19 protein-coding genes, 1 tRNA gene and 1 pseudogene are annotated in these 21717 nt (G+C 34.1%); 17 read left to right on the forward strand and 4 right to left on the reverse strand.

The genetic code is table 11. From position 1 onward, the window contains the following. Positions 1–16 precede the first annotated feature (16 nt). Positions 17–972, forward strand: a pseudogene (gene gldB, locus P5P89_RS13130) (gliding motility lipoprotein GldB). Further along, positions 972–1307 carry a gliding motility protein GldC gene (gene gldC, locus P5P89_RS13135; RefSeq protein WP_025572557.1) on the forward strand — a complete coding sequence of 112 codons (336 nt, stop codon included), beginning with the start codon at positions 972–974 and terminating at the stop codon, positions 1305–1307. The pseudogene gldB and the gene gldC overlap by 1 nt, the downstream one beginning before the upstream one ends. On the opposite strand, the gene P5P89_RS13140 is transcribed toward gldC, so the two are convergent. The 3 genes from P5P89_RS13140 to P5P89_RS13150 all read right to left on the reverse strand — a co-directional run bounded on the left by P5P89_RS13140 (position 1296) and on the right by P5P89_RS13150 (position 3581). Continuing rightward, positions 1296–1982 carry a hypothetical protein gene (locus tag P5P89_RS13140; protein WP_278008734.1) on the reverse strand — a complete coding sequence of 229 codons (687 nt, stop codon included), beginning with the start codon at positions 1980–1982 and terminating at the stop codon, positions 1296–1298. The genes gldC and P5P89_RS13140 overlap by 12 nt on opposite strands. A gap of 170 nt (positions 1983–2152) precedes the next feature. Then, a complete protein-coding gene (gene yihA, locus P5P89_RS13145; protein ID WP_278008735.1) occupies positions 2153–2773 on the reverse strand; it encodes a ribosome biogenesis GTP-binding protein YihA/YsxC in 621 nt (206 codons plus the stop codon). Positions 2774–2816: 43 nt separating this feature from the next. Next, complete coding sequence (locus tag P5P89_RS13150) at positions 2817–3581, reverse strand: alpha/beta fold hydrolase (RefSeq protein WP_223678930.1); 765 nt, start codon at positions 3579–3581, stop codon at positions 2817–2819. A gap of 378 nt (positions 3582–3959) precedes the next feature. Here P5P89_RS13150 and mraZ point away from each other — a divergent pair, with 378 nt between their 5' ends. The 15 genes from mraZ to P5P89_RS13225 all read left to right on the forward strand — a co-directional run bounded on the left by mraZ (position 3960) and on the right by P5P89_RS13225 (position 20803). Further along, positions 3960–4433: a division/cell wall cluster transcriptional repressor MraZ gene (mraZ, locus tag P5P89_RS13155; RefSeq protein WP_163392725.1), complete on the forward strand. Its 474-nt coding sequence runs from the start codon at positions 3960–3962 to the stop codon at positions 4431–4433. Beyond that, positions 4408–5316, forward strand: a complete 909-nt coding sequence (gene rsmH, locus P5P89_RS13160) for a 16S rRNA (cytosine(1402)-N(4))-methyltransferase RsmH (protein WP_269234798.1) — start codon at positions 4408–4410, stop codon at positions 5314–5316. The genes mraZ and rsmH overlap by 26 nt, the downstream gene beginning before the upstream one ends. A 12-nt stretch (positions 5317–5328) precedes the next feature. After that, entirely contained in the window at positions 5329–5682 is a 354-nt protein-coding gene (locus P5P89_RS13165) for an FtsL-like putative cell division protein (protein WP_278008736.1), read from the forward strand. Then, on the forward strand, positions 5666–7675 hold the full coding sequence (locus P5P89_RS13170) for a penicillin-binding protein (protein ID WP_278008737.1): 2010 nt from the start codon (positions 5666–5668) through the stop codon (positions 7673–7675). Before P5P89_RS13165 ends, P5P89_RS13170 begins: the two co-directional genes overlap by 17 nt. Then, positions 7672–9135: a UDP-N-acetylmuramoyl-L-alanyl-D-glutamate--2,6-diaminopimelate ligase gene (locus tag P5P89_RS13175; protein ID WP_278008738.1), complete on the forward strand. Its 1464-nt coding sequence runs from the start codon at positions 7672–7674 to the stop codon at positions 9133–9135. Before P5P89_RS13170 ends, P5P89_RS13175 begins: the two co-directional genes overlap by 4 nt. Positions 9136–9245: 110 nt before the next feature. Further along, complete coding sequence (mraY, locus tag P5P89_RS13180) at positions 9246–10478, forward strand: phospho-N-acetylmuramoyl-pentapeptide-transferase (protein ID WP_223678911.1); 1233 nt, start codon at positions 9246–9248, stop codon at positions 10476–10478. Further along, entirely contained in the window at positions 10479–11810 is a 1332-nt protein-coding gene (murD, locus tag P5P89_RS13185) for a UDP-N-acetylmuramoyl-L-alanine--D-glutamate ligase (RefSeq protein ID WP_278008739.1), read from the forward strand. A 77-nt stretch (positions 11811–11887) separates the two neighbouring features. Further along, a complete protein-coding gene (locus P5P89_RS13190; protein WP_278008740.1) occupies positions 11888–13198 on the forward strand; it encodes an FtsW/RodA/SpoVE family cell cycle protein in 1311 nt (436 codons plus the stop codon). 41 nt (positions 13199–13239) lie between these two features. After that, positions 13240–14325 carry an undecaprenyldiphospho-muramoylpentapeptide beta-N-acetylglucosaminyltransferase gene (gene murG, locus P5P89_RS13195; RefSeq protein WP_278008741.1) on the forward strand — a complete coding sequence of 362 codons (1086 nt, stop codon included), beginning with the start codon at positions 13240–13242 and terminating at the stop codon, positions 14323–14325. A 143-nt stretch (positions 14326–14468) separates the two neighbouring features. Continuing rightward, the gene (gene murC / locus P5P89_RS13200) at positions 14469–15818 is read left to right on the forward strand and encodes a UDP-N-acetylmuramate--L-alanine ligase (RefSeq protein ID WP_278008742.1); all 1350 of its coding nucleotides are present in this window, start codon (positions 14469–14471) and stop codon (positions 15816–15818) included. Then, complete coding sequence (locus P5P89_RS13205; protein ID WP_278008743.1) at positions 15805–16527, forward strand: cell division protein FtsQ/DivIB; 723 nt, start codon at positions 15805–15807, stop codon at positions 16525–16527. Before murC ends, P5P89_RS13205 begins: the two co-directional genes overlap by 14 nt. A gap of 6 nt (positions 16528–16533) precedes the next feature. Continuing rightward, entirely contained in the window at positions 16534–17946 is a 1413-nt protein-coding gene (ftsA, locus tag P5P89_RS13210) for a cell division protein FtsA (RefSeq protein ID WP_278008744.1), read from the forward strand. A gap of 84 nt (positions 17947–18030) precedes the next feature. Beyond that, positions 18031–20010, forward strand: a complete 1980-nt coding sequence (ftsZ, locus tag P5P89_RS13215; RefSeq protein WP_278008745.1) for a cell division protein FtsZ — start codon at positions 18031–18033, stop codon at positions 20008–20010. 196 nt (positions 20011–20206) lie between these two features. Then, complete coding sequence (locus P5P89_RS13220) at positions 20207–20656, forward strand: GatB/YqeY domain-containing protein (protein ID WP_278008746.1); 450 nt, start codon at positions 20207–20209, stop codon at positions 20654–20656. Between the two features lie 73 nt (positions 20657–20729). Next, positions 20730–20803 (forward strand) — tRNA-Arg (locus tag P5P89_RS13225). 149 nt (positions 20804–20952) lie between these two features. Here P5P89_RS13225 and P5P89_RS13230 read toward each other — a convergent pair. After that, positions 20953–21699: a hypothetical protein gene (locus tag P5P89_RS13230; RefSeq protein WP_278008747.1), complete on the reverse strand. Its 747-nt coding sequence runs from the start codon at positions 21697–21699 to the stop codon at positions 20953–20955. Positions 21700–21717 lie beyond the last annotated feature (18 nt).

Raw genomic sequence — 21717 nt, forward strand, 5'->3', positions numbered from 1 at the left:
ATCTAATTAAAATAAAATGAAAATATATCGCTTTGTAGTGGTTCTGTCATTGTTTTTTTTGTCGTGTGATCAAAAAAATAAAGTAGAAAAAGCTGTTGAAGAAATTCCGGTTGATATTAAGGTAGAACGTTTTGATAAAGTTTTTTTTGAAAGTAAACCTGAAGATTTACCAAAAGTAAAAAAGCATTTTCCTTTCTTTTTTCCTCCGGGGAACGATGATAATGTTTGGTTGAGTAAAATGCAGGAACCAATCTGGAGGGAGGTTTATACAGAAGTTCAAAAAAATACTCAAATTTTGAACCTGTTCGCCAGGAGTTCAATGCGCTTTTTCAACATTTGAAATATTATTTTCCAAAAACCAAAACACCTAAAGTTATTACAGTAATAGGCGAGATGGATTATAATGCTAAAGCTATTTATGCAGATAGTCTGGTTATTGTTGCTTTAGAATTGTATTTGGGTAAGGATCATAAATTTTATCAGTTTCCAAACTATCTGAAGCAAAACTTTGAAGAAAAGCAAATTATGCCGGATGTAGTTTCAAGTTTTACTTATAGAAATATTCCACCATATGAAGATAAAAATCTGGTTTCCCAAATGATTTTTGAAGGCAAGCAGTTGTATGCGAAGGATTTGCTTTTGCCTGAATATACTGATGCTGAAAAAATAGGTTATACCCCCGAACAGATAAAATGGTGCGAAGAAAACGAGGCCTACATGTGGCGCTACTTTATAGAAAAAGAAATGTTGTACAGTGTAGATACTAAGCTTACAACACGCTTTATTGCTCCGGCTCCTTTTTCTAAATTTTATCTGGAAATTGATAACGATTCCCCAGGAAAAGTGGGTGCCTGGATTGGCTGGCAAATAGTTCGTTCGTATATGAAAAATAATACTGTAACTTTGCCTGAATTATTAAAAATAAATGCAAAAGAAATTTTCGAGAACTCAAAATACAAACCTAAGAAATAATGTCAGATACAATAAAATCAGAAATTAAGTTTAATATAGAATTAGATGAAAACCGTGTGCCGGAAAAATTATCTTGGACCGCTAACGATGGAGGTGTAGAAGATGAAGAAGCAAAAGCAATTATGCTTTCTATCTGGGACAGCAAAGCCAAAGAAAGCATGCGAATTGACTTATGGACGAAAGATATGCCGGTAGATGAAATGAAAATTTTCTTTCATCAGACATTAGTTGCCATGTCAGATACTTTTAAGCGAGCTACAAATGACGAAAAAATGGCAGACACAATGAAAGATTTCTGTGATTATTTTGCGGAAAAATTAGAACTAACCAGATAGGCAGCAGTCAAATTTCAGGAAATAAAAAAATCTCAAATCATATTGTAAGTCATGATTTGAGATTTTTTTCTCCTGGTAGGTTGGTAGGCGATTTACAGGTTTGATAGAAATCTTTTTAATGTCATTTATGATTTTCCTGTAACATCCCATTATCACTACTGATGTCGGATAGTTTGTAATACTAAGTTCTTCTTCTAAACATCCTCCCGACGCTCGTGAATAAATTATTTCGCCTCGGTTAAGATCGTATACTTCTAAAATAACTTCTGCGTAAGTCATTTGTTTTTTATAGTAAAAATGATTTTGAAATTCAAAATTACTAAAGTCGTTTTTCGCATTTTTACATTTAATATTAACATAATAATCGGCATCAGCTGCTTTTTTGAGATCCAAAATTGCTGCTTTATCTAATTTCAATGGTACTTGTTTTGTAGCGAAGTATTTTCGTTCGTCCATTGAATATTTTACTCTTCTTCCTAAATATTTAGAAAAATCGGCCATTACAGCACGAGTTAGTTTTGTTTTAGTATTTTGATCGACTTCTATATCGCCAATAAGCCAGGTACCTTTAGAAAAATCCAGTGTATTGACCTTGTCTGTACTGTGTAAAAAGTAGTGAGTGACATTGCAGGAAGATAAAAATAATAGAAGTAAATAGTAAAGGGTTTTCTTCATAAAAGAATCAAGTTAATTTGGGTCAAATATAATTTAAAAAAGATAATGCTTTACGATTGAGTTTAAAATAAAAAAATCAGATTCAAATAATTGCAATAAAAAAAAATCTCAAACCCTATAATTTAATCGGAATTTGAGATTTTATATTTAGTCATCTTCTTTTTTAAAATTTAAAACCTGGAGTTGTTTTTAAAAACTTCCTGATTTACTTCGTCAATATAAGAAAGCAGTTCCTCTTTTCCAATTGATTCTGTAGAGGATGTTACAAAATACTGTGGCATTTCCGCCCAGTTGTTTGCGAACATTTGTTTTTTGTAAGCAGCAATATGAGAGTCAATTTTTACTTTACTGATTTTATCGGCTTTTGTAAAAATAATACAAAATGGGATCTCGCTTTCACCCATGTAAGACATAAATTCAATGTCAATATTCTGAGCCTCGTGACGTATGTCGATTAATACAAAAGCACAAACTAATTGTTCTCTGGTTTCAAAATAATCGGTTATGAATTGTTGAAAAACAGATTTTGTTTTTTTTGAAACTTTAGCGTATCCGTATCCTGGCAAATCGACCAAAAACCAATTATTGTTGATTTTAAAATGATTTATTAGCTGCGTTTTTCCAGGCCGTCCAGAAGTCTTTGCCAGATTTTTATGATTGGTAAGCATGTTAATCAAAGATGACTTGCCTACGTTCGATCTCCCTATAAATGCATATTCAGGTAAAAAATCCTGAGGACATTTTCCAACTTCGGAATTGCTGACGATGAATTCGGCACTATTGATTTTCATGATTTTTATTTTAGCCTTTTATGAATAAAAAGTTTATTAGATGCTATAAATTCTTTTTAGTGAGCCATTCTTCCAGAATTTCATTAAATTCCTGAGGATGCTCCATCATTGCTGCATGTCCACATTTGTCTATCCAGTATAAGGATGAATTTGGCAATAATTTATCAAATTCTTCAGCAACATTTGGAGGTGTAACAGTATCGTTTTTACCCCAGATGATACAGGTTTCAACTGTCATTTTTGGTAAATCTTTTGCCATATTATGACGAATCGCACTCTTTGCAATTGTTAATGTCTTTATCAATTTAATGCGGTCATTTGCGGTTGCATATACTTCATCAATAAGTTCAGGAGTTGCAATTTTTGGATCGTAAAATACATCTTCTGCTTTCTTTTTAATGTATTCATAGTCACCTCTTCTTGGGTAACTGTCTCCCATGGCGCTTTCATAAAGTCCTGAACTTCCTGTTATTACGAGTCCTGCTACTTTTTCAGGATATAATTTTGTGTGGTAAAGGGCTATATGTCCTCCTAATGAATTTCCTAGCAAAATGACCTTCTCAAAACCCTTAAAAGTGATGAAATCTTTAACGTATTTAGCGAAGCTTTTTACATTGGTTTTTAAAATGCTTTGGGTGTATATTGGCAAATCAGGAATAACAACTTTGTATCCTTTCGATGGGAAATATTGTGCTACACCATCAAAGTTACTAAGTCCTCCCATTAATCCGTGTAAAATTACGATAGGGGTTCCTTCTCCAGCTTCAAAATAGCTGTATTTGCCTTCTTTTTTGTAGTGTTTATCCATTTAATTTAATGCCAATTTCAATTTCGACAAATATAGGGTTTAATAAATTAAAATGAATTTTTGCTGCTGTTTTTTAACTACATAATTTTTGTCGAATTTATAAAGTGCTTAAATGTCAGTTTTTTTTAATGATTTTAAGAAGATTGTAGAATGTTAAGGAATTGGGATAAAAAACATTTTTTTAAGAAAAATACCTCTTATTTTTTTGAATTAATTAGAGATATTATTAATTCAGTAATAATTGATTAAAGTATTGATAATCTATTGATTAAGGTAATTAGGAAAGAAGTGGGTAAACTTATTAACAAAGTGGGATATTGTGGTAAAATGTGGTAAAATTTTTTATATTTTTGCTGTATAACATGTTAAGGAGTTTTTTTGAACACAATTGTAGGGACATATGAGTGTAAAGTCGATGCTAAAGGGAGGTTAATGATACCTGCGCCTTTAAAAAAGCAATTGGCTTCCTCTCTTCAGGATGGTTTTGTCCTGAAGCGCTCCGTTTTTCAACCGTGTTTAGAATTGTATCCAATGGATGAGTGGAACTTGATGATGCAAAAAATTAATAAGCTGAATCGTTTTGTAAAAAAAAACAATGATTTTATCCGAAGATTTACTGCCGGAGTTAAAATAGTAGAGATTGATGCATTGGGCAGATTGTTGGTTCCGAAAGATTTGGTTTCTTTTTCAAATATTTCAAAAGATGTCGTTTTTTCATCAGCAGTTAATATTGTAGAGATTTGGGATAAGGATTTATATGAAAAATCAATAAGCGGCGAAGATATGGATTTTGCAGATTTAGCCGAAGAAGTAATGGGAAATATTAATGACGACGACAATGGAATATCATAATCCGGTTTTGCTTCATCCAACGGTTGATGGTTTAAATATTAAGCCTGACGGAATATATGTAGATGTTACGTTTGGCGGCGGCGGTCATTCAAAAGAAATTTTAAGAAGATTAGGTCCGAATGGAAAATTGTTTGCTTTTGATCAGGATGAAGACGCATTGGCAAATGCCTTGCCGGACGAAAGGTTTACCTTAATTAATGAGAATTTCAGATTTATAAAAAGATTTCTTCGTTTTCACGGAGTAAGAAGCGTAGATGGAATTTTGGCAGATTTGGGCGTTTCATCTCATCAGTTTGATGTTCCTGAAAGAGGTTTTTCGACACGATTTGATGCCGGACTCGATATGCGAATGAGTCAGAAAAATGATTTAAATGCTTACAGAGTTGTAAATGAATATGATGATGCAAATTTGAGAAGAGTATTTCTTGATTATGGAGAGTTGAAAAATGCTCCTGCCTTGTCAAGAACTATTATTGAGGCAAGAGAGCATAGTCCAATTAGAACGACTGACGAATTAAAAGATGTTCTGGCGAAATATTTGCCTGAAAGACTTCGGAATAAAATATTAGCTCAGATTTATCAGGCTATACGCATTGAAGTAAATCAGGAAATGGATGTTTTGAAAGAATTTATTGAACAGTCGCTTGAAATCTTGAAACCAGGAGGAAGGTTTTCTGTAATCTCGTATCATTCATTAGAAGACAGGCTTGTAAAAAGATTCATTAAAAACGGAATGTTTGAGGGAGAGCCAGAACGCGATTTTTATGGTAATTTTTCAGTTCCATTTAAAACCATTGGAAAATTAATTGTTCCTGATGAGGCCGAAATTAAACAGAATAACAGGGCAAGAAGTGCAAAATTAAGAATAGCAGAAAAGATATAATATATAGGTAGAATGAAAAGTGGTGTGTTTAACATATTAAAAGCAAGGTTTCTGATACATGATGATGCTGTGAAAAACTGGCGATTCATTGTTTTTATCATTCTGCTTGCCATAATAATGATAGCAAATACACAACGATATGAGCAAAAAGTATTTGAAATTGCAAAATTAAGTAATGAAGTTAAAGAATTAAGATCTGAATTTGTAGATCGGCGTTCAGAATTGATGAAGTTAAAAATGGAGTCAACAATATCGAATAAAATGCTTGAAAAGCAAATTTATCCATCTACTGTTCCTCCTGTAAAAATAGAAGTTAAAAGAGAAGAAGAAAAAGTTTCTTTCAAAGAATATGGCAGTAGAAGATAGACATATATCCTACAGAATTTACCTTGTAGCAGTTTTCATCTTTTTGATGGCAATTGCTATTGTTGTTAAATTGACCAATATTCAGTGGGTTGAGGGGGATTATTATAGAAAATTGGCAAAACAGCGCACAGTTAGGAATTTTGTAATTCCGGCGAATAAAGGAAATATTTATTCAGCAGATGGAAGTTTACTGGCTACATCAATACCTAATTACGAAATACGGTTTGATTCAAGAGCGCCCAAAGAAGAAAATTTTGAGAAATATATTAAACCTCTTTCAGATTCTTTGTCTTCTATTCTTGGAAGACCGAGTGGTTATTATCAGAATGAATTAAGAAAAGCAAGGGCAAATAAAAATCGTTATTATTTAATTGCCAGAAACCTTAGTTATACTGAATATGTTAGGATTAAAGGTTTTCCATTGTTTAATTTGGGAGCTTTTAAAGGAGGGATAATTGTTGAACAGGAAACTGTCAGAAAGCACCCGATTGGTAAAATTGCAGAAAGAACAATAGGTTATGACAGAATTGATCCGGCTACTGGTGTTGAAGTAGGAAAAGGAATTGAATGGGCATTCAAAAGTTATCTGAACGGAAAAGATGGTAAGATTTTGAAGCAGAAAATTGCTAAAGGGCAGTGGAAACCAATTCGGGATGTGAACGAGGTTGATCCAATTGATGGTTATGATGTGATTTCGACTATTGATGTTTTTATTCAGGATATTGCACATCATGCACTTTTGAAGCAATTAGAAGATTACGAGGCTGATCACGGTTGTGTAGTAGTTATGGAAACCCAAACCGGACATGTAAAAGCTATTTCTAATTTAGGAAGATCGGAAGACGGATCTTATTATGAAACTACTAATTATGCTGTAGCAGAATCTCATGAGCCGGGATCGACTTTTAAATTGGTTGATTTAATGGCTATTTTAGAAGATAAAGTGGCAGATACAAGTACGGTTTATGATAGTCATGGGGGAGTGGTGAAATATTACGGACGTAGTGTTCGTGATTCGCACACAGGCGGATACGGAAAAATTTCATTAGCACGCGGATTTGAACTTTCTTCAAATACAGTGATGGTTCAGGCGGTTTATGATAATTACAAAAGCAATCCGTCAAAGTTTGTAAATCATATTAAAAATTTTGGTTTGGATAAAACTTTAGGCCTGCATTTTAAAGGAGAAGGAAGGCCTATTATTCCACATCCGGGAGATAAAAGCTGGTCAGGGATTTCGCTTCCGTGGATGGCTTTTGGATATGAAGTTTCGGTTACACCAATGCAGACATTAGCTTTTTATAATTCTGTTGCTAATAATGGCATTATGGTAAGGCCACAATTTGTATCAGAAATTAAAGAATGGAATAAAACGATTAAAAAGTTTGATGTAGAAGTAATAAATCCAAGAGTGTGTTCGCCAGAGACCATTAAAAAACTAAAAGCAGTTTTACTTAATGTGGTTAAAAAAGGAACAGGTTCTAAGTTGTATTCAAAAGATTTTTCAATGGCTGGAAAAACTGGAACGGCACAGATGAATTATGGAGGAAAAGAAGGTAAGTCAGCATTGTATTATGCGTCTTCTTTTGTTGGATATTTTCCGGCAGATCATCCCAAGTATTCATGTATTGTAGTGGTTCATAAGCCTAATACATCTAAAAATAATTATTACGGAGCAGATGTTGCAGGGCCGGTTTTTAAACGAATTGCCCAAAAAATATTTACTGATGCGCCCTCAACAAATAAAATTAAGTATTTAGACTCTAAAATTGCAAAACAGGAATACAGTTATGACAAGTTTAATGTCGAATCTAATAAAAAATCAAAACTGATTCCGAATTTAAAAGGTATGCCGGGTATGGATGCAGTTGCTCTCCTTGAAAACTTAGGCTTAAAGGTAAGAGTAAACGGAGTGGGAAAAGTAAAGAATCAATCGATTCAGGCTGGTCAGAATATTAATAAAAACACAATTATAGTATTAGAATTATCGTGAAAATACTAAAAGACATATTATATAAAGTAGCTATTGAGTCTGTAACAGGTTCAACAGACATAGCTATTCATAAAATAGATTTTGATTCAAGAAAAATTGAAGAAAATGACGTTTTTATAGCTATCCGCGGAACACTTTCTGATGGTCACGATTATATTGAAAAAGCAATTCAGTTAGGGGCGACAGCAATTATCTGTGATACATTGCCGGGAAATATTGAAAAAGGAGTTACATACATACAGGTAAAAGATACCAATACGGCTCTTGCTTTTATGGCGGCTAATTATTTTGATAATCCTTCCGGAAAATTAAAACTGGTTGGAGTAACCGGTACCAATGGAAAAACAACCATTGCGTCTTTGTTATTTCAATTGTTTCAAAAAGCAGGTTTTAAAGTTGGTCTGTTATCAACAGTTAAAATCATGGTTGATGAAACAGAATATAAGGCAACGCATACAACTCCGGATTCAATTACAATTAATCATTATCTAAACGAAATGATTGAAGCTGGTGTAACACACTGTTTTATGGAAGTGAGTTCTCATGGAATTCATCAAAAAAGAACAGAGGCATTGCATTTTGTTGGTGGAATTTTTACAAATCTTTCACACGATCATTTAGATTATCATCCAACATTTGCTGAATACAGAGACGTAAAAAAAACGTTTTTTGATTCATTGCCTAAAACAGCTTTCGCTTTATCAAATATTGATGATAAAAACGGAACTGTGATGCTCCAGAATACCGTGGCAAGAAAGCTTACATATGCTTTAAAAACGTATGCAGATTTTAAAGCACAGATTTTAGAAAGCCAGTTGTCAGGATTATTGTTGAAAATAAATGATAATGAAGTTTGGGTAAAGTTAATAGGTACTTTTAATGCCTATAATATATTGGCTATTTATGGAACTGCGATTGAATTGGGTCTGGATAGCTTAGAAGCGTTACGTTTGTTGTCTGATTTAGAGAGTGTTTCAGGTCGTTTTCAATATATTGTTTCAGCGGGTAATGTGACAGCAATTGTTGATTATGCCCACACACCTGATGCTTTGGAAAATGTTTTAAAAACAATTGATGATATCCGGACTAAAAATGAACAACTGATTACAGTTGTAGGCTGTGGCGGAAACAGAGACAAGGTGAAAAGACCTATTATGGCAAAAATTGCTTCAGATTTAAGTGATAAAGCAATTTTAACATCAGATAATCCAAGAAACGAAGATCCTGAAGTGATTTTAGATGAAATGGAACAAGGTGTAGATGCTCATAATTACAAAAAGATATTGAGAATTACGGATAGAAAACAAGCCATAAAAACAGCTTGTCAATTGGCTCAGCCTAATGATATTATCCTAATTGCAGGTAAAGGACATGAAACCTATCAGGAAATAAATGGTGTACGTCATCATTTTGATGATATGGAAACAGTAAAAGAAATTTTAGAACAGCTAAATAAATAACAAAATTAAAATTTAAATCCCGTAACCTTGAGGCAAAGCCCAATGTAACGTTTGAATTTGGGATTTTAAAATGAAATTTAATTCGAATTGGAATTTAAAAAATAGAAAATATGCTATACTATTTATTTGAATATTTTGACAAAACACTTGATGTGCCTGGAACAGGGGTTTTCCAGTACATTACTTTCAGATCGGCTTTAGCATTTATGCTTTCACTGCTTTTGTCAACTATTTATGGTAAAAGAGTGATCAATTTTTTACGCCGCCAACAGGTTGGAGAAACAGTGCGTGAATTGGGTCTTGCAGGTCAAAACGAAAAAGCAGGTACACCTACAATGGGAGGTTTGATTATTATTTTCGCAACCTTGATTCCGGTTTTGCTGTTTGCTCGTCTGCATAACATTTATATTGTATTGCTTATTGTAACTACCTTATGGATGGGAACTATTGGTTTTGTTGACGATTATATCAAAATATTCAAAAAAGATAAGCAAGGGCTGAAAGGAATTTTTAAAGTTATTGGTCAGGTTGGTCTTGGTATTATTGTAGGAGCGGTTTTATATTTTAATCCTGCTGTTACAGTAAGAACAGATACAGGAAAAACAGATGTTTTTAGAACAGCAGCAAATACAACCGTTGTACTTCCTGCGCCTGTTGAAGAAAAATCTACAGCAACAACAATCCCTTTTGTAAAAAACAACGAATTTGACTATGCTGAAGTTTTATCGTTTATGGGAGACGGATACGAAAAATGGGCTTGGTTAGTGTTTATTCCGGTTGTAATTTTCATTATTACGGCAGTTTCAAACGGAGCCAATTTAACGGATGGAATTGATGGCCTCGCTGCCGGAACCTCTGCAATTTCTGTACTCGCCCTCGGGATATTTACATTCGTTTCAGGTAATATCATTTTTTCTAATTATCTGAATATAATGTATATACCCAATTCAGGAGAAATGACCGTTTTTATATCTGCATTTGTTGGGGCTTTAATTGGTTTTCTCTGGTACAATTCATTTCCTGCATCAGTATTTATGGGAGATACAGGAAGTTTAACAATTGGGGGGATCATTGCAGTTTTAGCCATTGCAGTCCGTAAAGAAATATTAATTGTTTTATTCTGCGGAATTTTCCTTGCCGAAAGTGCTTCAGTAATTATACAGGTAACTTATTTTAAATACACCAAAAAGCGTTTCGGAGAAGGCCGAAGAATATTCCTGATGTCACCCCTGCATCATCATTATCAGAAAAAGGGATACCATGAAAGTAAAATAGTAACCCGTTTCTGGATTGTTGCTGTAATGTTAGCCATATTATCAATCGTTACTTTAAAACTAAGATAGATGAGATTGGTTGTTTTAGGAGGAGGAGAAAGTGGCGTTGGAACTGCGATCCTCGGTAAGAAAAAAGGATACGAGGTTTTTGTGTCTGATTTTGGAAAGATTAAAGAGAGTTATAAAGAAGTTCTTATCATTAATAAAATTGCCTGGGAAGAAGAACAGCATACTGAAGATTTAATTCTGAATGCAGATGTGGTAATGAAAAGCCCGGGAATTCCGGATAAATCCCCGATAGTAAAAAAGCTTATTGCTGGAGGGGTTAAGGTGATTTCTGAAATTGAGTTTGCGAAACCTTTTACTGAAGCTCTCACTATTGGAATTACCGGTAGTAATGGTAAAACAACAACAACAATGCTCACCCATCATTTATTAAAATCGGCAGGTTTGAATGTAGGTTTAGGAGGTAATATCGGGAAGAGTTTCGCCTGGCAGGTAGCCGAAAATAAATTTGATGCATACGTTCTTGAATTAAGCAGTTTTCAGTTAGACGGAATAATAGATTACAAACCTGATATCGCCATCATAACCAATATTAGTCCGGATCATTTAGACAGGTACGAATATAAATATGAGAATTATATCAATTCAAAGTTCCGGATAACAATGAACCAGACCGAAACTGATTATCTGATTTACGATGCAGATGATGAAGCAAGTACAGAATGGTTAAAGAATAATAAAACAAAAGCAAAATTAATTCCTTTTTCATTGACTAAATCATTCGATGAAGGGGCTTCTATAAATAACAACAAAATGGAAATAAAGATTAACCAGGAAGAGTTTACAATGGAAACAGAATACATTGCGTTAGAAGGAAAACATAATATGAAAAATGCAATGGCAGCAAGCTCTGTAGCAAAATTGATGCAAATTAGAAATGCAACAATTCGCGAAAGTTTATCAAATTTTCAAGGTGTTGAACATCGTTTAGAAAAAGTATTAAAAATCCAGAATGTACAGTATATCAATGATTCTAAAGCAACAAATGTAAACGCCACTTTTTTTGCCTTAGATAGTATGAATGTTCCAACTGTTTGGATTGTAGGAGGAGTTGATAAAGGGAATGATTACAACGAATTGATGTCATTGGTACGCGAAAAAGTAAAAGCAATTATCTGCCTGGGAATCGATAATCGTAAAATTATAGAATCCTTTGGAAATGTTGTGGACATAATGGTGGAAGTGAATAATATGAATGATGCTGTAAAAACGGCACAAAGATTAACAGAAAAAGGTGATGCTGTTTTGCTATCTCCGGCTTGTGCTAGTTTCGACTTATTTGAAAACTACGAAGACAGAGGAAAACAATTTAAGCAAGCGGTACATAACTTGTAATATAGTTTAAAGTTTAAGGTTTCACATTATGCAGAAACTTGAAATCTGAAACAAGAAAAACCTGAAACAAAAGAATTATGAAAGAGCTGGTAAACAAATTAAAAGGGGACAGGGTAATATGGTCATTCGTGGCTTTATTAGCACTGTTTTCGTTTATGCCTGTTTTTAGTGCGAGTAGTAATCTGGCTTATATCGGGCACGGTACAGGAAATACACTGGGTTATTTGATTAAACATTTGGCTCATATTTGCATTGGATTTTTAATTATTTACTGGGTGCATAAAGTGCCATATCATTATTTCAGGGCTATATCAAAAATAGCATTGCCTGTTGTTTGGTTTTTACTCGTTTATACATTGCTAAAGGGAACTGTAATCGCGGGAGCTAATGCAAGTCGTTGGATTCAGGTTCCTTTTATTGGAATCACATTTCAAACGTCAACTTTAGCATCTATCGTTCTTTTTATTTTTGTAGCACGTTATTTATCTAAAACTAAAGAAGAAAATGAACCTTTTCAGGTTTCATTAGTACAGCTTTGGATTCCGGTCTTTATTACTCTGGCACTTATTTTACCAGCAAACTTCTCTACAACAGCGTTGATTTTTTGTATGGTAATAATGCTAACTTTTATTGGGAAATATCCATTAAAATATATTGGTTTTATTATTGGTTCTGGTATTGCAATGCTGATGTTTTTTTTATTAGTAGCAAAAGCATTTCCGGATTCAAGATTTTTTAGCAGAGTTGGAACTTGGGGAAGCCGTATTGAAAACTTCACCACAGACAAACCTGACGAAGATGATTATCAGATTGAAAAGGCAAAAATAGCTATTGCATCAGGAAGATTGGGTGGTTTGGGTCCAGGTAAAAGTGTGCAGAAAAACTTTTTACCACAATCATCTTCTGATTTTATTTATGCAATTGTAGTAGAAGAATATGGATTGGTAGGAGGAGTTTCTATCCTGCTTTTATATTTATTATTGCTGTTTAGATTTGTAATTGCATCACATAAAGCAAATACACTTTTTGGGAAATTGGTTGTAGTTGGACTCGGTTTTCCAATGATATTTCAGGCAATGATTAATATGGCTGTTGCAGTTGAATTATTGCCGGTAACAGGACAAACCCTTCCGCTTATAAGTAGCGGAGGTAGTTCAATCTGGATGACTTGTTTTTCTTTGGGAATCATTATTAGTGTAACTAAGAAAGAAGAAGAAATCGCTGAAGAGAAAGAAGAGAAAGAAAGAAGAAAAGAAGCGCTTCAAAGATTAATTGATAAAGAATTGGCAGAAGAAGATTTACCTGCGGATGAAATATATGAAGAAGAAGAAATGTATTCAATTCTGGATAATTCTAAAAATCCGATGAATGCAGTATTGAACAAATAAAATTAGAAAAGAATAGTTTAAAAACTATAACTTTTAAAAATATGACAAAGTATAAATTCATACTAAGTGGCGGTGGAACAGGAGGACATATTTATCCTGCAATTGCCATTGCAAACGAATTAAAATTACAATTTCCTGATGCTGAATTCCTTTTTGTAGGTGCCAAAGATAAAATGGAAATGCAAAAAGTGCCTCAGGCTGGTTATGAGATAAAAGGGCTTTGGATTGCTGGTTTACAGCGAAAACTGACTTTGCAAAACCTGATGTTTCCATTAAAGTTAGCATCAAGTTTGTTAGAGTCAAAAAGAATTATCAGGCAATTTAAGCCTAATGTAGTTATTGGTACAGGCGGTTTTGCAAGCGGACCTTTATTGCAGGCAGCAGGCTCGGCCCGAATACCTACAGTAATTCAGGAACAAAATTCATTTCCTGGGATAACAAATAAGCTGCTGAGCAAAAAAGCAAATGCAATTTGTGTGGCTTATGAGAATTTAGAACGCTTTTTTCCAAAAGAAAAAATTGTTTTAACAGGAAATCCCGTTCGTCAGGATTTGATTGATATTGATACAAAACGTAATGAGGCTATTGCTTTTTATGGTTTAGATCCAAATAAAAAAACGCTGTTGGTTTTAGGTGGAAGTTTAGGTGCCAGAAGAGTTAATCAGCTAATCGAAAAAGAACTGGATAATTTTCTTTTGCAAAATGTACAGGTAATTTGGCAATGCGGAAAATTATATTTTGAGGATTATAAAAAATACAATCAGCAGGATGTAAAAGTAGTTGATTTCATTGAAAGAATGGATTTTGTTTACGCTGCTGCAGATGTGATTATTTCCCGGGCAGGGGCATCATCAGTTTCAGAATTATGCATTGTTGGAAAGCCGGTAATTTTTATACCGTCGCCAAATGTAGCAGAAGATCATCAGACCAAAAATGCTCAGGCAATAGTAGATGCAAAAGGCGCAATCTTATTGAGGGAATCAGAATTAGACAGTCAGTTTAGTATTGTTTTTGAAGCACTTTTAAAGGATGAGGGAAAACAAAATCAATTAAGCGGTAATATTAAAAAACTCGCCAGACCCAATGCTACAAAAGTAATTGTAGATGAAATTAAAAAATTGTTATAATATAACTTTTTAATGTAATTATAGAACAAAACAAAAAAATCATAACGTTATTTTTAAGCGTTTTGAGTTGTTAAATAATAAAAAATATAAAGGCTTAATTACTAGTTTTTTATAAACGTAAAATAGCTCAAAATAAAAATCAAATGAATTTAAATCAAATACAAAACGTTTATTTTATTGGTATCGGAGGAATCGGAATGAGTGCCCTGGCCCGTTATTTTAAATATATCGGGAAAAAAGTTTCGGGTTATGATAAAACTCCTTCAATGCTTACAAATGAATTGATTGAAAGTGGTATTGATATTCATTTTGAAGATAATATTAGTTTGATTCCATCTGATTATTATGTAGAAAATACGCTGGTGATTTTTACACCGGCAGTTCCTATGACGCATTCAGAGTGGAATTACTTTATTGAAAGACAGTATCAGGTTAAAAAACGTGCAGAAGTTTTAGGTATTATTACTAAAGGAACGTATAGTTTTGCAGTAGCAGGAACACACGGAAAAACGACTACTTCTAGTATCTTGGGGCATATCTTGTATGAAAGTGGGGCAGATGTTACGGCATTTGTGGGCGGAATTGTTGAGAATTATAATTCAAATCTAATTGGCAACGGAAAAACAGTAACAGTTGTCGAAGCAGATGAATTTGACAGATCATTTTTACATCTACACCCCAATATTGCCTGCATAACATCTATGGATGCAGATCATTTGGATATTTACGGCACCAGTGATGCTATAGAAGCTTCTTTTGTAGAATTCGCCTCCAAAGTTGAAGATAAAAATAATCTCTTTATTACTAAAGAATTGCCCTTAGATGGAGTTCAGTGTGCGATTAATGAAGAAGCTGTTTACAAGGCCTTTAATGTTAGGATAGAAGATGGTAGTTACGTTTTTGATGTGAAAACACCATCAGAAATTATAAAGGATTTACGTTTTGGACTGCCAGGGAAGCATAATTTGATGAATGCATTGATGGCTATCGCAATGTCAAAAACTTTTGGAACATCAACAGATGCAATTGTAAAAGCGCTGGCTTCTTTTAACGGAATCAGAAGACGTTTTTCATATCAGATCAAATCTGAAAATTTAGTTTATATAGATGATTATGCGCATCATCCAACAGAAATAAATGCTGTACATCAGGCGGTTAGGGAGCTGTATCCAGATCGAAAAGTGCTGGCGGTTTTTCAGCCGCATTTATTCAGCAGGACGAAAGATTTTGTTGATGGATTTGCAGAAAGTTTGTCGCAGTTTGACGAAGTCTTTTTAATGGATATATATCCGGCAAGAGAGCTTCCGATGGAAGGAGTGACTTCTCAATGGCTGTTGGATAAAATGACTAATTCGAATAAAAAAATTGTTGCAAAAGAAGATTTACTGGCAGAAATTAAAGCGAATGATGCACCAATAATTGTAACAATCGGAGCTGGTGATATTGGAGAGATGGTACCATCAATTAAAGCAATTTTAAATGAAAATATTTAATTGGACAAATATAAGATTAGTATTCATTTTAGGGCTTGTTGTCTTTCTATATTCGTTTGCCCAGCACCGAAACGGAGACAGAAAACTGACGAAATCGGAGGTTATTTTTGTAGGAGAGAACAAGCTTTTTGTGAAGCCTGAAACGGTTAATAAATTGTTGATAGAAAATAAAAGAGACGCTTCCAGTATCCGAAAAGATGAGTTAGATTTGAATAAAATAGAGAAAAGCATCGATACACAAGAGATGGTTGAGAAATCAGATGTTTTTGTAAGTATTGATGGAGTTCTTAAAGCGCGGGTAAAACAGAGAACACCAATAGCAAGAATTTATGATGGTGGAACCTCTTTCTATATTGACTATGAAGGAAATAAAATGCCTTTGTCAGACAATTTTACGGCGCGTGTTCCTCTTGTTTCGGGAACAATAAATAAAAAAAATAACGAAGATTTAGCTGCCCTATTTCGCACAATTTATGACGATGCGTTTTTGAAAAAAAACATCATTGCAATAGAAATTATGCCTAATGGTAGCTTAAAAATGTTTAATAGAAATTATAATTACTTCATTGATTTTGGAAGAACAATGAATGTGGATCAAAAATTCAGGAATTATAAAGCTTTTTTTCAAAAGGCTGTTTTAGATAGTTCGTTATATAAATATAATAAAATTGATCTGAGGTTTACGGAACAAGTAGTTTGCACAAAATAATAGAAAATGGAAAAAGATAACATTGCAGTAGGTCTAGATATTGGAACAACCAAGATAGTTGCCATGATAGGCAAGAAAAATGAATATGGGAAATTAGAAATCCTGGGCATTGGTAAATCCAAAAGTCTGGGTGTTGCGAGAGGCGTTGTAAATAACATCACCCAAACTATTCAATCGATTCAGCAAGCTATTCTTGAAGCCGAAACTAATTCAGGTTACAAAATAAAAGATGTTGTTGTGGGTATCGCCGGACAGCACATCAGAAGTATTCAGCATACCGATTACATAAGCCGTAATAATCCGGAAGAAGTAATTGGCGAAAAAGATATTCAGCTTTTAATCGATCAGGTTAATAAACTGGCTATGCTTCCGGGAGAAGAAATTATTCATGTTTTACCCCAGGAATTTAAAATCGACGGGCAGTCTGAAATAAAGGAACCAATAGGAATGTACGGTGGAAGACTGGAATCTAGTTTTCACGTAGTAGTGGGGCAGGCATCATCAATCCGAAATGTTGGCAGATGTATTCAGAGTTCAGGAATTGAATTATCAGGATTAACATTAGAACCGTTAGCTTCTGCAGACGCTGTTTTAAGTCAGGAAGAAAAAGAAGCTGGTGTTGCGCTTATCGATATCGGTGGGGGAACAACAGATTTAGCTATTTTTAAAGATGGAATCATTCGTCATACTGCTGTAATTCCTTTTGGAGGGAATGTAATTACAGAAGATATCAAGGAGGGATGTTCTATTATTGAAAAGCAGGCTGAGCTTTTAAAAATAAAATTCGGATCTGCCTGGCCGGGAGAAAATAAAGATAACGAAATTGTTTCTATTCCGGGATTAAGAGGAAGAGAACCCAAAGAGATTTCACTTAAAAATCTGTCCAAAATTATTCACGCTCGTGTGGTAGAAATAATCGAACAGGTTTTTGCTGAAATTAAAGCTTACGGACATGAAGATCCGCGTAAAAAATTAATTGCTGGAATTGTTCTTACTGGTGGCGGCGCACAGTTAAAACACATTAAGCAGTTGGTAGAATATATTACAGGTATGGATACCAGAATTGGATATCCAAACGAGCATTTAGCTGGTAACTCCAGCGAGGAAATTTCAAGTCCATTATTTGCAACTGCAGTTGGATTGGTTATGAACAGTATTGAGAATAGTACCCAAAGTGCTGTTAGAATGGAGATTGTAAATGAGCAGCCAAAAGTTGTTTATAGAAATGTTCCTCCGGTTACCCAACAGCGATACGAAGTAGAAGAAAACTACGTTGAAAGAGTAGAAACTATTCAGGAGCCAAGAGAAGTTGTGACTAGTGGCAAGGTTGAAGCAGAATCTACAGAAACTAAAATAAGAAGATCGTTTTTTGATCGATATGTTGATAAAATCAAAGATTTTTTAGACAACGCTGAATAAAAAAAGAATAAGAGAAAAGGAATTACTATTGGCCCCAAGTCAAGAGTAAAAAATGTATTAAATAAGAATTTCAAAACCAAAAAGATGATGAGCAACTCAGAATTTGGAAGCATTTCATTTGATTTACCAAAAAACCAATCAAATGTCATCAAAGTAATAGGCGTAGGAGGGGGCGGAAGTAACGCAATTAATCACATGTTCCAGCAAGGAATAAAAGGTGTAGATTTTATCGTTTGTAATACTGATTCGCAAGCATTACAAAATAGTTCTGTTCCAAACAAAATTCAATTAGGGGTGAATTTGACAGAAGGTCTTGGAGCGGGAGCTAATCCTGATGTAGGACAACAGTCTGCTATTGAAAGTATTGCTGATATCGAAAAAATGTTGGATCGTAATACCAAAATGGTATTTATTACCGCTGGTATGGGGGGTGGAACAGGTACGGGGGCTGCTCCGGTAATTGCGCAATTGGCAAAAGAGAGAGAAATTTTAACAGTTGGTATTGTAACAATTCCTTTTCAGTTTGAAGGTAAAGTGCGTCAGGAGCAAGCACTTTTAGGAATCGAAAAGCTGCGTAAACAAGTAGACTCGTTAATTGTAATCAATAATAATAAATTAAGGGAAGTATACGGAAATCTTGGTTTTAAAGCCGGATTCTCGAAAGCTGATGAAGTATTGGCAACGGCCTCAAGAGGTATTGCTGAAGTAATTACGCATCACTATACTCAAAATATCGATTTACGTGATGCTAAAACTGTTTTGTCAAATAGTGGAACAGCTATCATGGGATCTTCTGTAGCTACTGGCGAAAACAGGGCTAAAGAAGCTATTGTTTCAGCATTGGATTCTCCATTATTAAATGACAACAAAATCACAGGAGCCAAAAACGTATTGTTGCTTATCGTTTCTGGATCAGACGAAATTACGCTGGATGAAATTGGAGAAATCAATGATCATATTCAGGCAGAAGCAGGTTATAATGCCAATATTATCATGGGGGTTGGTGAAGACGAATCTCTGGGTGAAGCTATTGCTGTAACTATTATCGCAACTGGTTTTGATGTTGAACAACAAAACGAGATTGTAAATACTGAACCTAAAAAAATCATTCATACACTAGAAGATGAGCAAAGAAGTGTTCATAATCTAACAAACAGACCGCTTGCTTCTTTTGATTTAAATGCTGAAACGCCTATTGCAAAACCAGAGCAGAAAGTTGTTTTTGATTTGATGGAAGATACAAATGCTCCGGTAATACCTACTCCAATAACTCCAGTTAATGTTGCTCCAACTATGAATCAGGAAGAGTTAGTGGTAATGTCAGAGTTTATCAAAAATCTTGATGTAACTTTTGAAATTGTTTCGCCAATTACAGATATAGATTTTACAATTTCAACCCCGGAGGTAAAGACTTTTGAGGAAACACAAGCCCCGCAAAGAATTTTCGAGAAGCAGGAACAAACTACATTTTCATTTGATTTACCTCTTTTCAGAGCTGAACCAGAAGTAAAGAAAGAACCAGTTATAGAGGATAATAAAATTTTATTCGAACTGACAAATGAAACCCGTAACATAAAAGTTAATGAACCAGTTTCTTTTGTACCGGTTACAGAACTTTCTGAAAATGGAATTATAAAGTATTCGTTAGAAGAATATATGGAGGTGGAGAACGATTTAATCGCATCAAAACCGGTTGAAAAAGTGATAGAAGATATAATTCCTGAAGAATTAAATATCACATTGAAACCAAAAACTGAATTTGCCAGCGAACCTGATTTTTCATCAGCTTCAAATGTTTCTCCAATGGAATTGACAATTGAGGAAACGTTACGTCTAAGAGCTGAGGAGAGAAGAAGAAAACTAAAGGAATTCAATTATAAATTTCATAACAATGTTTCCAGAATTGATGAACTTGAAAAAGAACCGGCATATAAAAGATTAGGAATCGATTTGTCGAATTCACAATCAAATAACACCAATTCAAGAATTTCAGTTGGTACAGACAGTAATAATGATTTGCAATTACGTTCAAATAATTCGTTTTTGCACGACAACGTAGATTAGTTTTAAAAATCTAAATATTTGGATAGCCCGAAAATTGGATTTAATTTTCGGGTTATTTTTTTTATCTTCGCACAGAATTTAAAATTTGATTTTTTTAAATAGACATTCAGGCGTCTGTTATTGTTACAAACGAAGTCAAAATAATCCAATTAATATAGCAATGATAAGCAGCTTGCTTATTTAAATAAAATATAAGATGAGTTTACAAGCACAAATCATGGATGAGATTAAAACCGCCATGAAAGCAAAAGATACGGTAGCTTTAGAAGCTTTAAGGGCAGTTAAGTCGGAATTATTATTAGCCTCAACATCATCAGGTTCTAAAGAAGAATTAACTGAGGATGAAGAGATAAAACTACTTCAGCGATTGGTAAAAACGCGTAAAGAGAGTGCCAGAATTTTTACTGAACAAAACCGTCCCGATTTAGCTGAACCTGAATTGGCTCAGGTTGCAGTAATTGAAAAGTTTTTGCCTGCTCAGTTAAGTGAAGAAGAAATAGAAGCTGTGATAGCAAAAATTATTGCTGAAACAGGAGCTTCAGGAATTGCTTCAATGGGTAAAGTAATGGGATTAGCATCTGCTCAACTGGGTGGAACTGCTGAAGGCAAAACCATTTCTACGATTGTTAAAAAATTACTTTCGTAATAATAAAAAATAAATATCTCAGATTCTCAATTCCAATCTCTAAAATGGATTTTGAATTTGATTATTTAATATTGATCGCGTAGTTCAACTGGATAGAATATCAGATTTCGGCTCTGAGGGTTGGGGGTTCGAACCCCTCCGCGATCACTTTGAAAGGACAGAGGAGAGAAATTTTTCTTCTTTGTCTTTTTTTTAGGAGCTGTTTCCAGCCATCCGCTATATCTTTCCCTGCCTAAAAAAGTCAGGCAAAGGATGCCGCTTCTGTCTGGGCTACTGTGTTGGATCTTGATAAAGTATTATTCCTCAAAAACTTTCTCTGTATCAACCGGATTGTTTTCCTGATATATTTTTTTGCCAATTATACCTTTGTCACCCAATGCACGTCCTTTAATTAGCCAGGCAATACCAAAAGCAAAAAGAGAAAGAGATTCAAAAATCAAAGTTGAATAGGTAGAAAGTTCCAGGATTTCTGAAACCGGTACCATAATTACAAATGCAATAATCGAATAACCACAGAATCTGTAGATGTTATTTTCGTTTAAAATACTTTTAGGACTTCGGGTTTCATTAAGTTGCCCAACGGTAAAAACGTTGATAGCCAATAAAGCCATTATTAGGAATAGTATAGCAGCACAACCATAATGAAGCCAGCCAAGATATTTTTCTGGGTATGGAATTAAAGTATAAATTTTATTAGCAAAATCATTTGGGTTTGTAGGGAATAACGCCACACCCGCAGCCATAATTCCGGCAATATTAGTTAGTAAGTTATCGTTTTTCCAGATAGATGTATTTCCAGAACCTCTGTAACAAATTAAAAATAATCCAACTGCAAATAAAGTTCCTGTAAAAATTTCTCTAAGATTTGTATAATAATAATGGCTTATTGAAGGCTGAAGTTGAGTTTTGAAAAACGGGAAAAATGATAAGCTGATTAGAAGTATCGGAAGACTTATTCCTAAATACCCAATAGTGCGTCTTATTCTTCTATAAGTAAAAAGATGATATTTTTCAACTTTAACACCGTCCTGATCAATTTTCATAATGCGGAATCATTAGGG

Origin of the sequence: Flavobacterium gyeonganense (genome assembly GCF_029625295.1) — a bacterium.
Lineage (GTDB): Bacteria > Bacteroidota > Bacteroidia > Flavobacteriales > Flavobacteriaceae > Flavobacterium > Flavobacterium gyeonganense.

Excerpts from the sequence above, each read along its gene's own strand:
- ftsA (WP_278008744.1), top strand. The coding sequence starts at position 16,534 with ATGGAAAAAGATAACATTGCAGTAGGTCTAGATATTGGAACAACCAAG.
- P5P89_RS13140 (WP_278008734.1), bottom strand. The coding sequence starts at position 1,982 with ATGAAGAAAACCCTTTACTATTTACTTCTATTATTTTTATCTTCCTGC.
- P5P89_RS13205 (WP_278008743.1), top strand. The coding sequence starts at position 15,805 with ATGAAAATATTTAATTGGACAAATATAAGATTAGTATTCATTTTAGGG.
- ftsZ (WP_278008745.1), top strand. The coding sequence starts at position 18,031 with ATGATGAGCAACTCAGAATTTGGAAGCATTTCATTTGATTTACCAAAA.
- murC (WP_278008742.1), top strand. The coding sequence starts at position 14,469 with ATGAATTTAAATCAAATACAAAACGTTTATTTTATTGGTATCGGAGGA.
- P5P89_RS13230 (WP_278008747.1), bottom strand. The coding sequence starts at position 21,699 with ATGAAAATTGATCAGGACGGTGTTAAAGTTGAAAAATATCATCTTTTT.
- murG (WP_278008741.1), top strand. The coding sequence starts at position 13,240 with ATGACAAAGTATAAATTCATACTAAGTGGCGGTGGAACAGGAGGACAT.
- mraY (WP_223678911.1), top strand. The coding sequence starts at position 9,246 with ATGCTATACTATTTATTTGAATATTTTGACAAAACACTTGATGTGCCT.
- yihA (WP_278008735.1), bottom strand. The coding sequence starts at position 2,773 with ATGAAAATCAATAGTGCCGAATTCATCGTCAGCAATTCCGAAGTTGGA.
- rsmH (WP_269234798.1), top strand. The coding sequence starts at position 4,408 with ATGACGACGACAATGGAATATCATAATCCGGTTTTGCTTCATCCAACG.
- P5P89_RS13170 (WP_278008737.1), top strand. The coding sequence starts at position 5,666 with ATGGCAGTAGAAGATAGACATATATCCTACAGAATTTACCTTGTAGCA.
- P5P89_RS13220 (WP_278008746.1), top strand. The coding sequence starts at position 20,207 with ATGAGTTTACAAGCACAAATCATGGATGAGATTAAAACCGCCATGAAA.
- P5P89_RS13165 (WP_278008736.1), top strand. The coding sequence starts at position 5,329 with ATGAAAAGTGGTGTGTTTAACATATTAAAAGCAAGGTTTCTGATACAT.
- P5P89_RS13150 (WP_223678930.1), bottom strand. The coding sequence starts at position 3,581 with ATGGATAAACACTACAAAAAAGAAGGCAAATACAGCTATTTTGAAGCT.
- gldC (WP_025572557.1), top strand. The coding sequence starts at position 972 with ATGTCAGATACAATAAAATCAGAAATTAAGTTTAATATAGAATTAGAT.
- murD (WP_278008739.1), top strand. The coding sequence starts at position 10,479 with ATGAGATTGGTTGTTTTAGGAGGAGGAGAAAGTGGCGTTGGAACTGCG.
- P5P89_RS13190 (WP_278008740.1), top strand. The coding sequence starts at position 11,888 with ATGAAAGAGCTGGTAAACAAATTAAAAGGGGACAGGGTAATATGGTCA.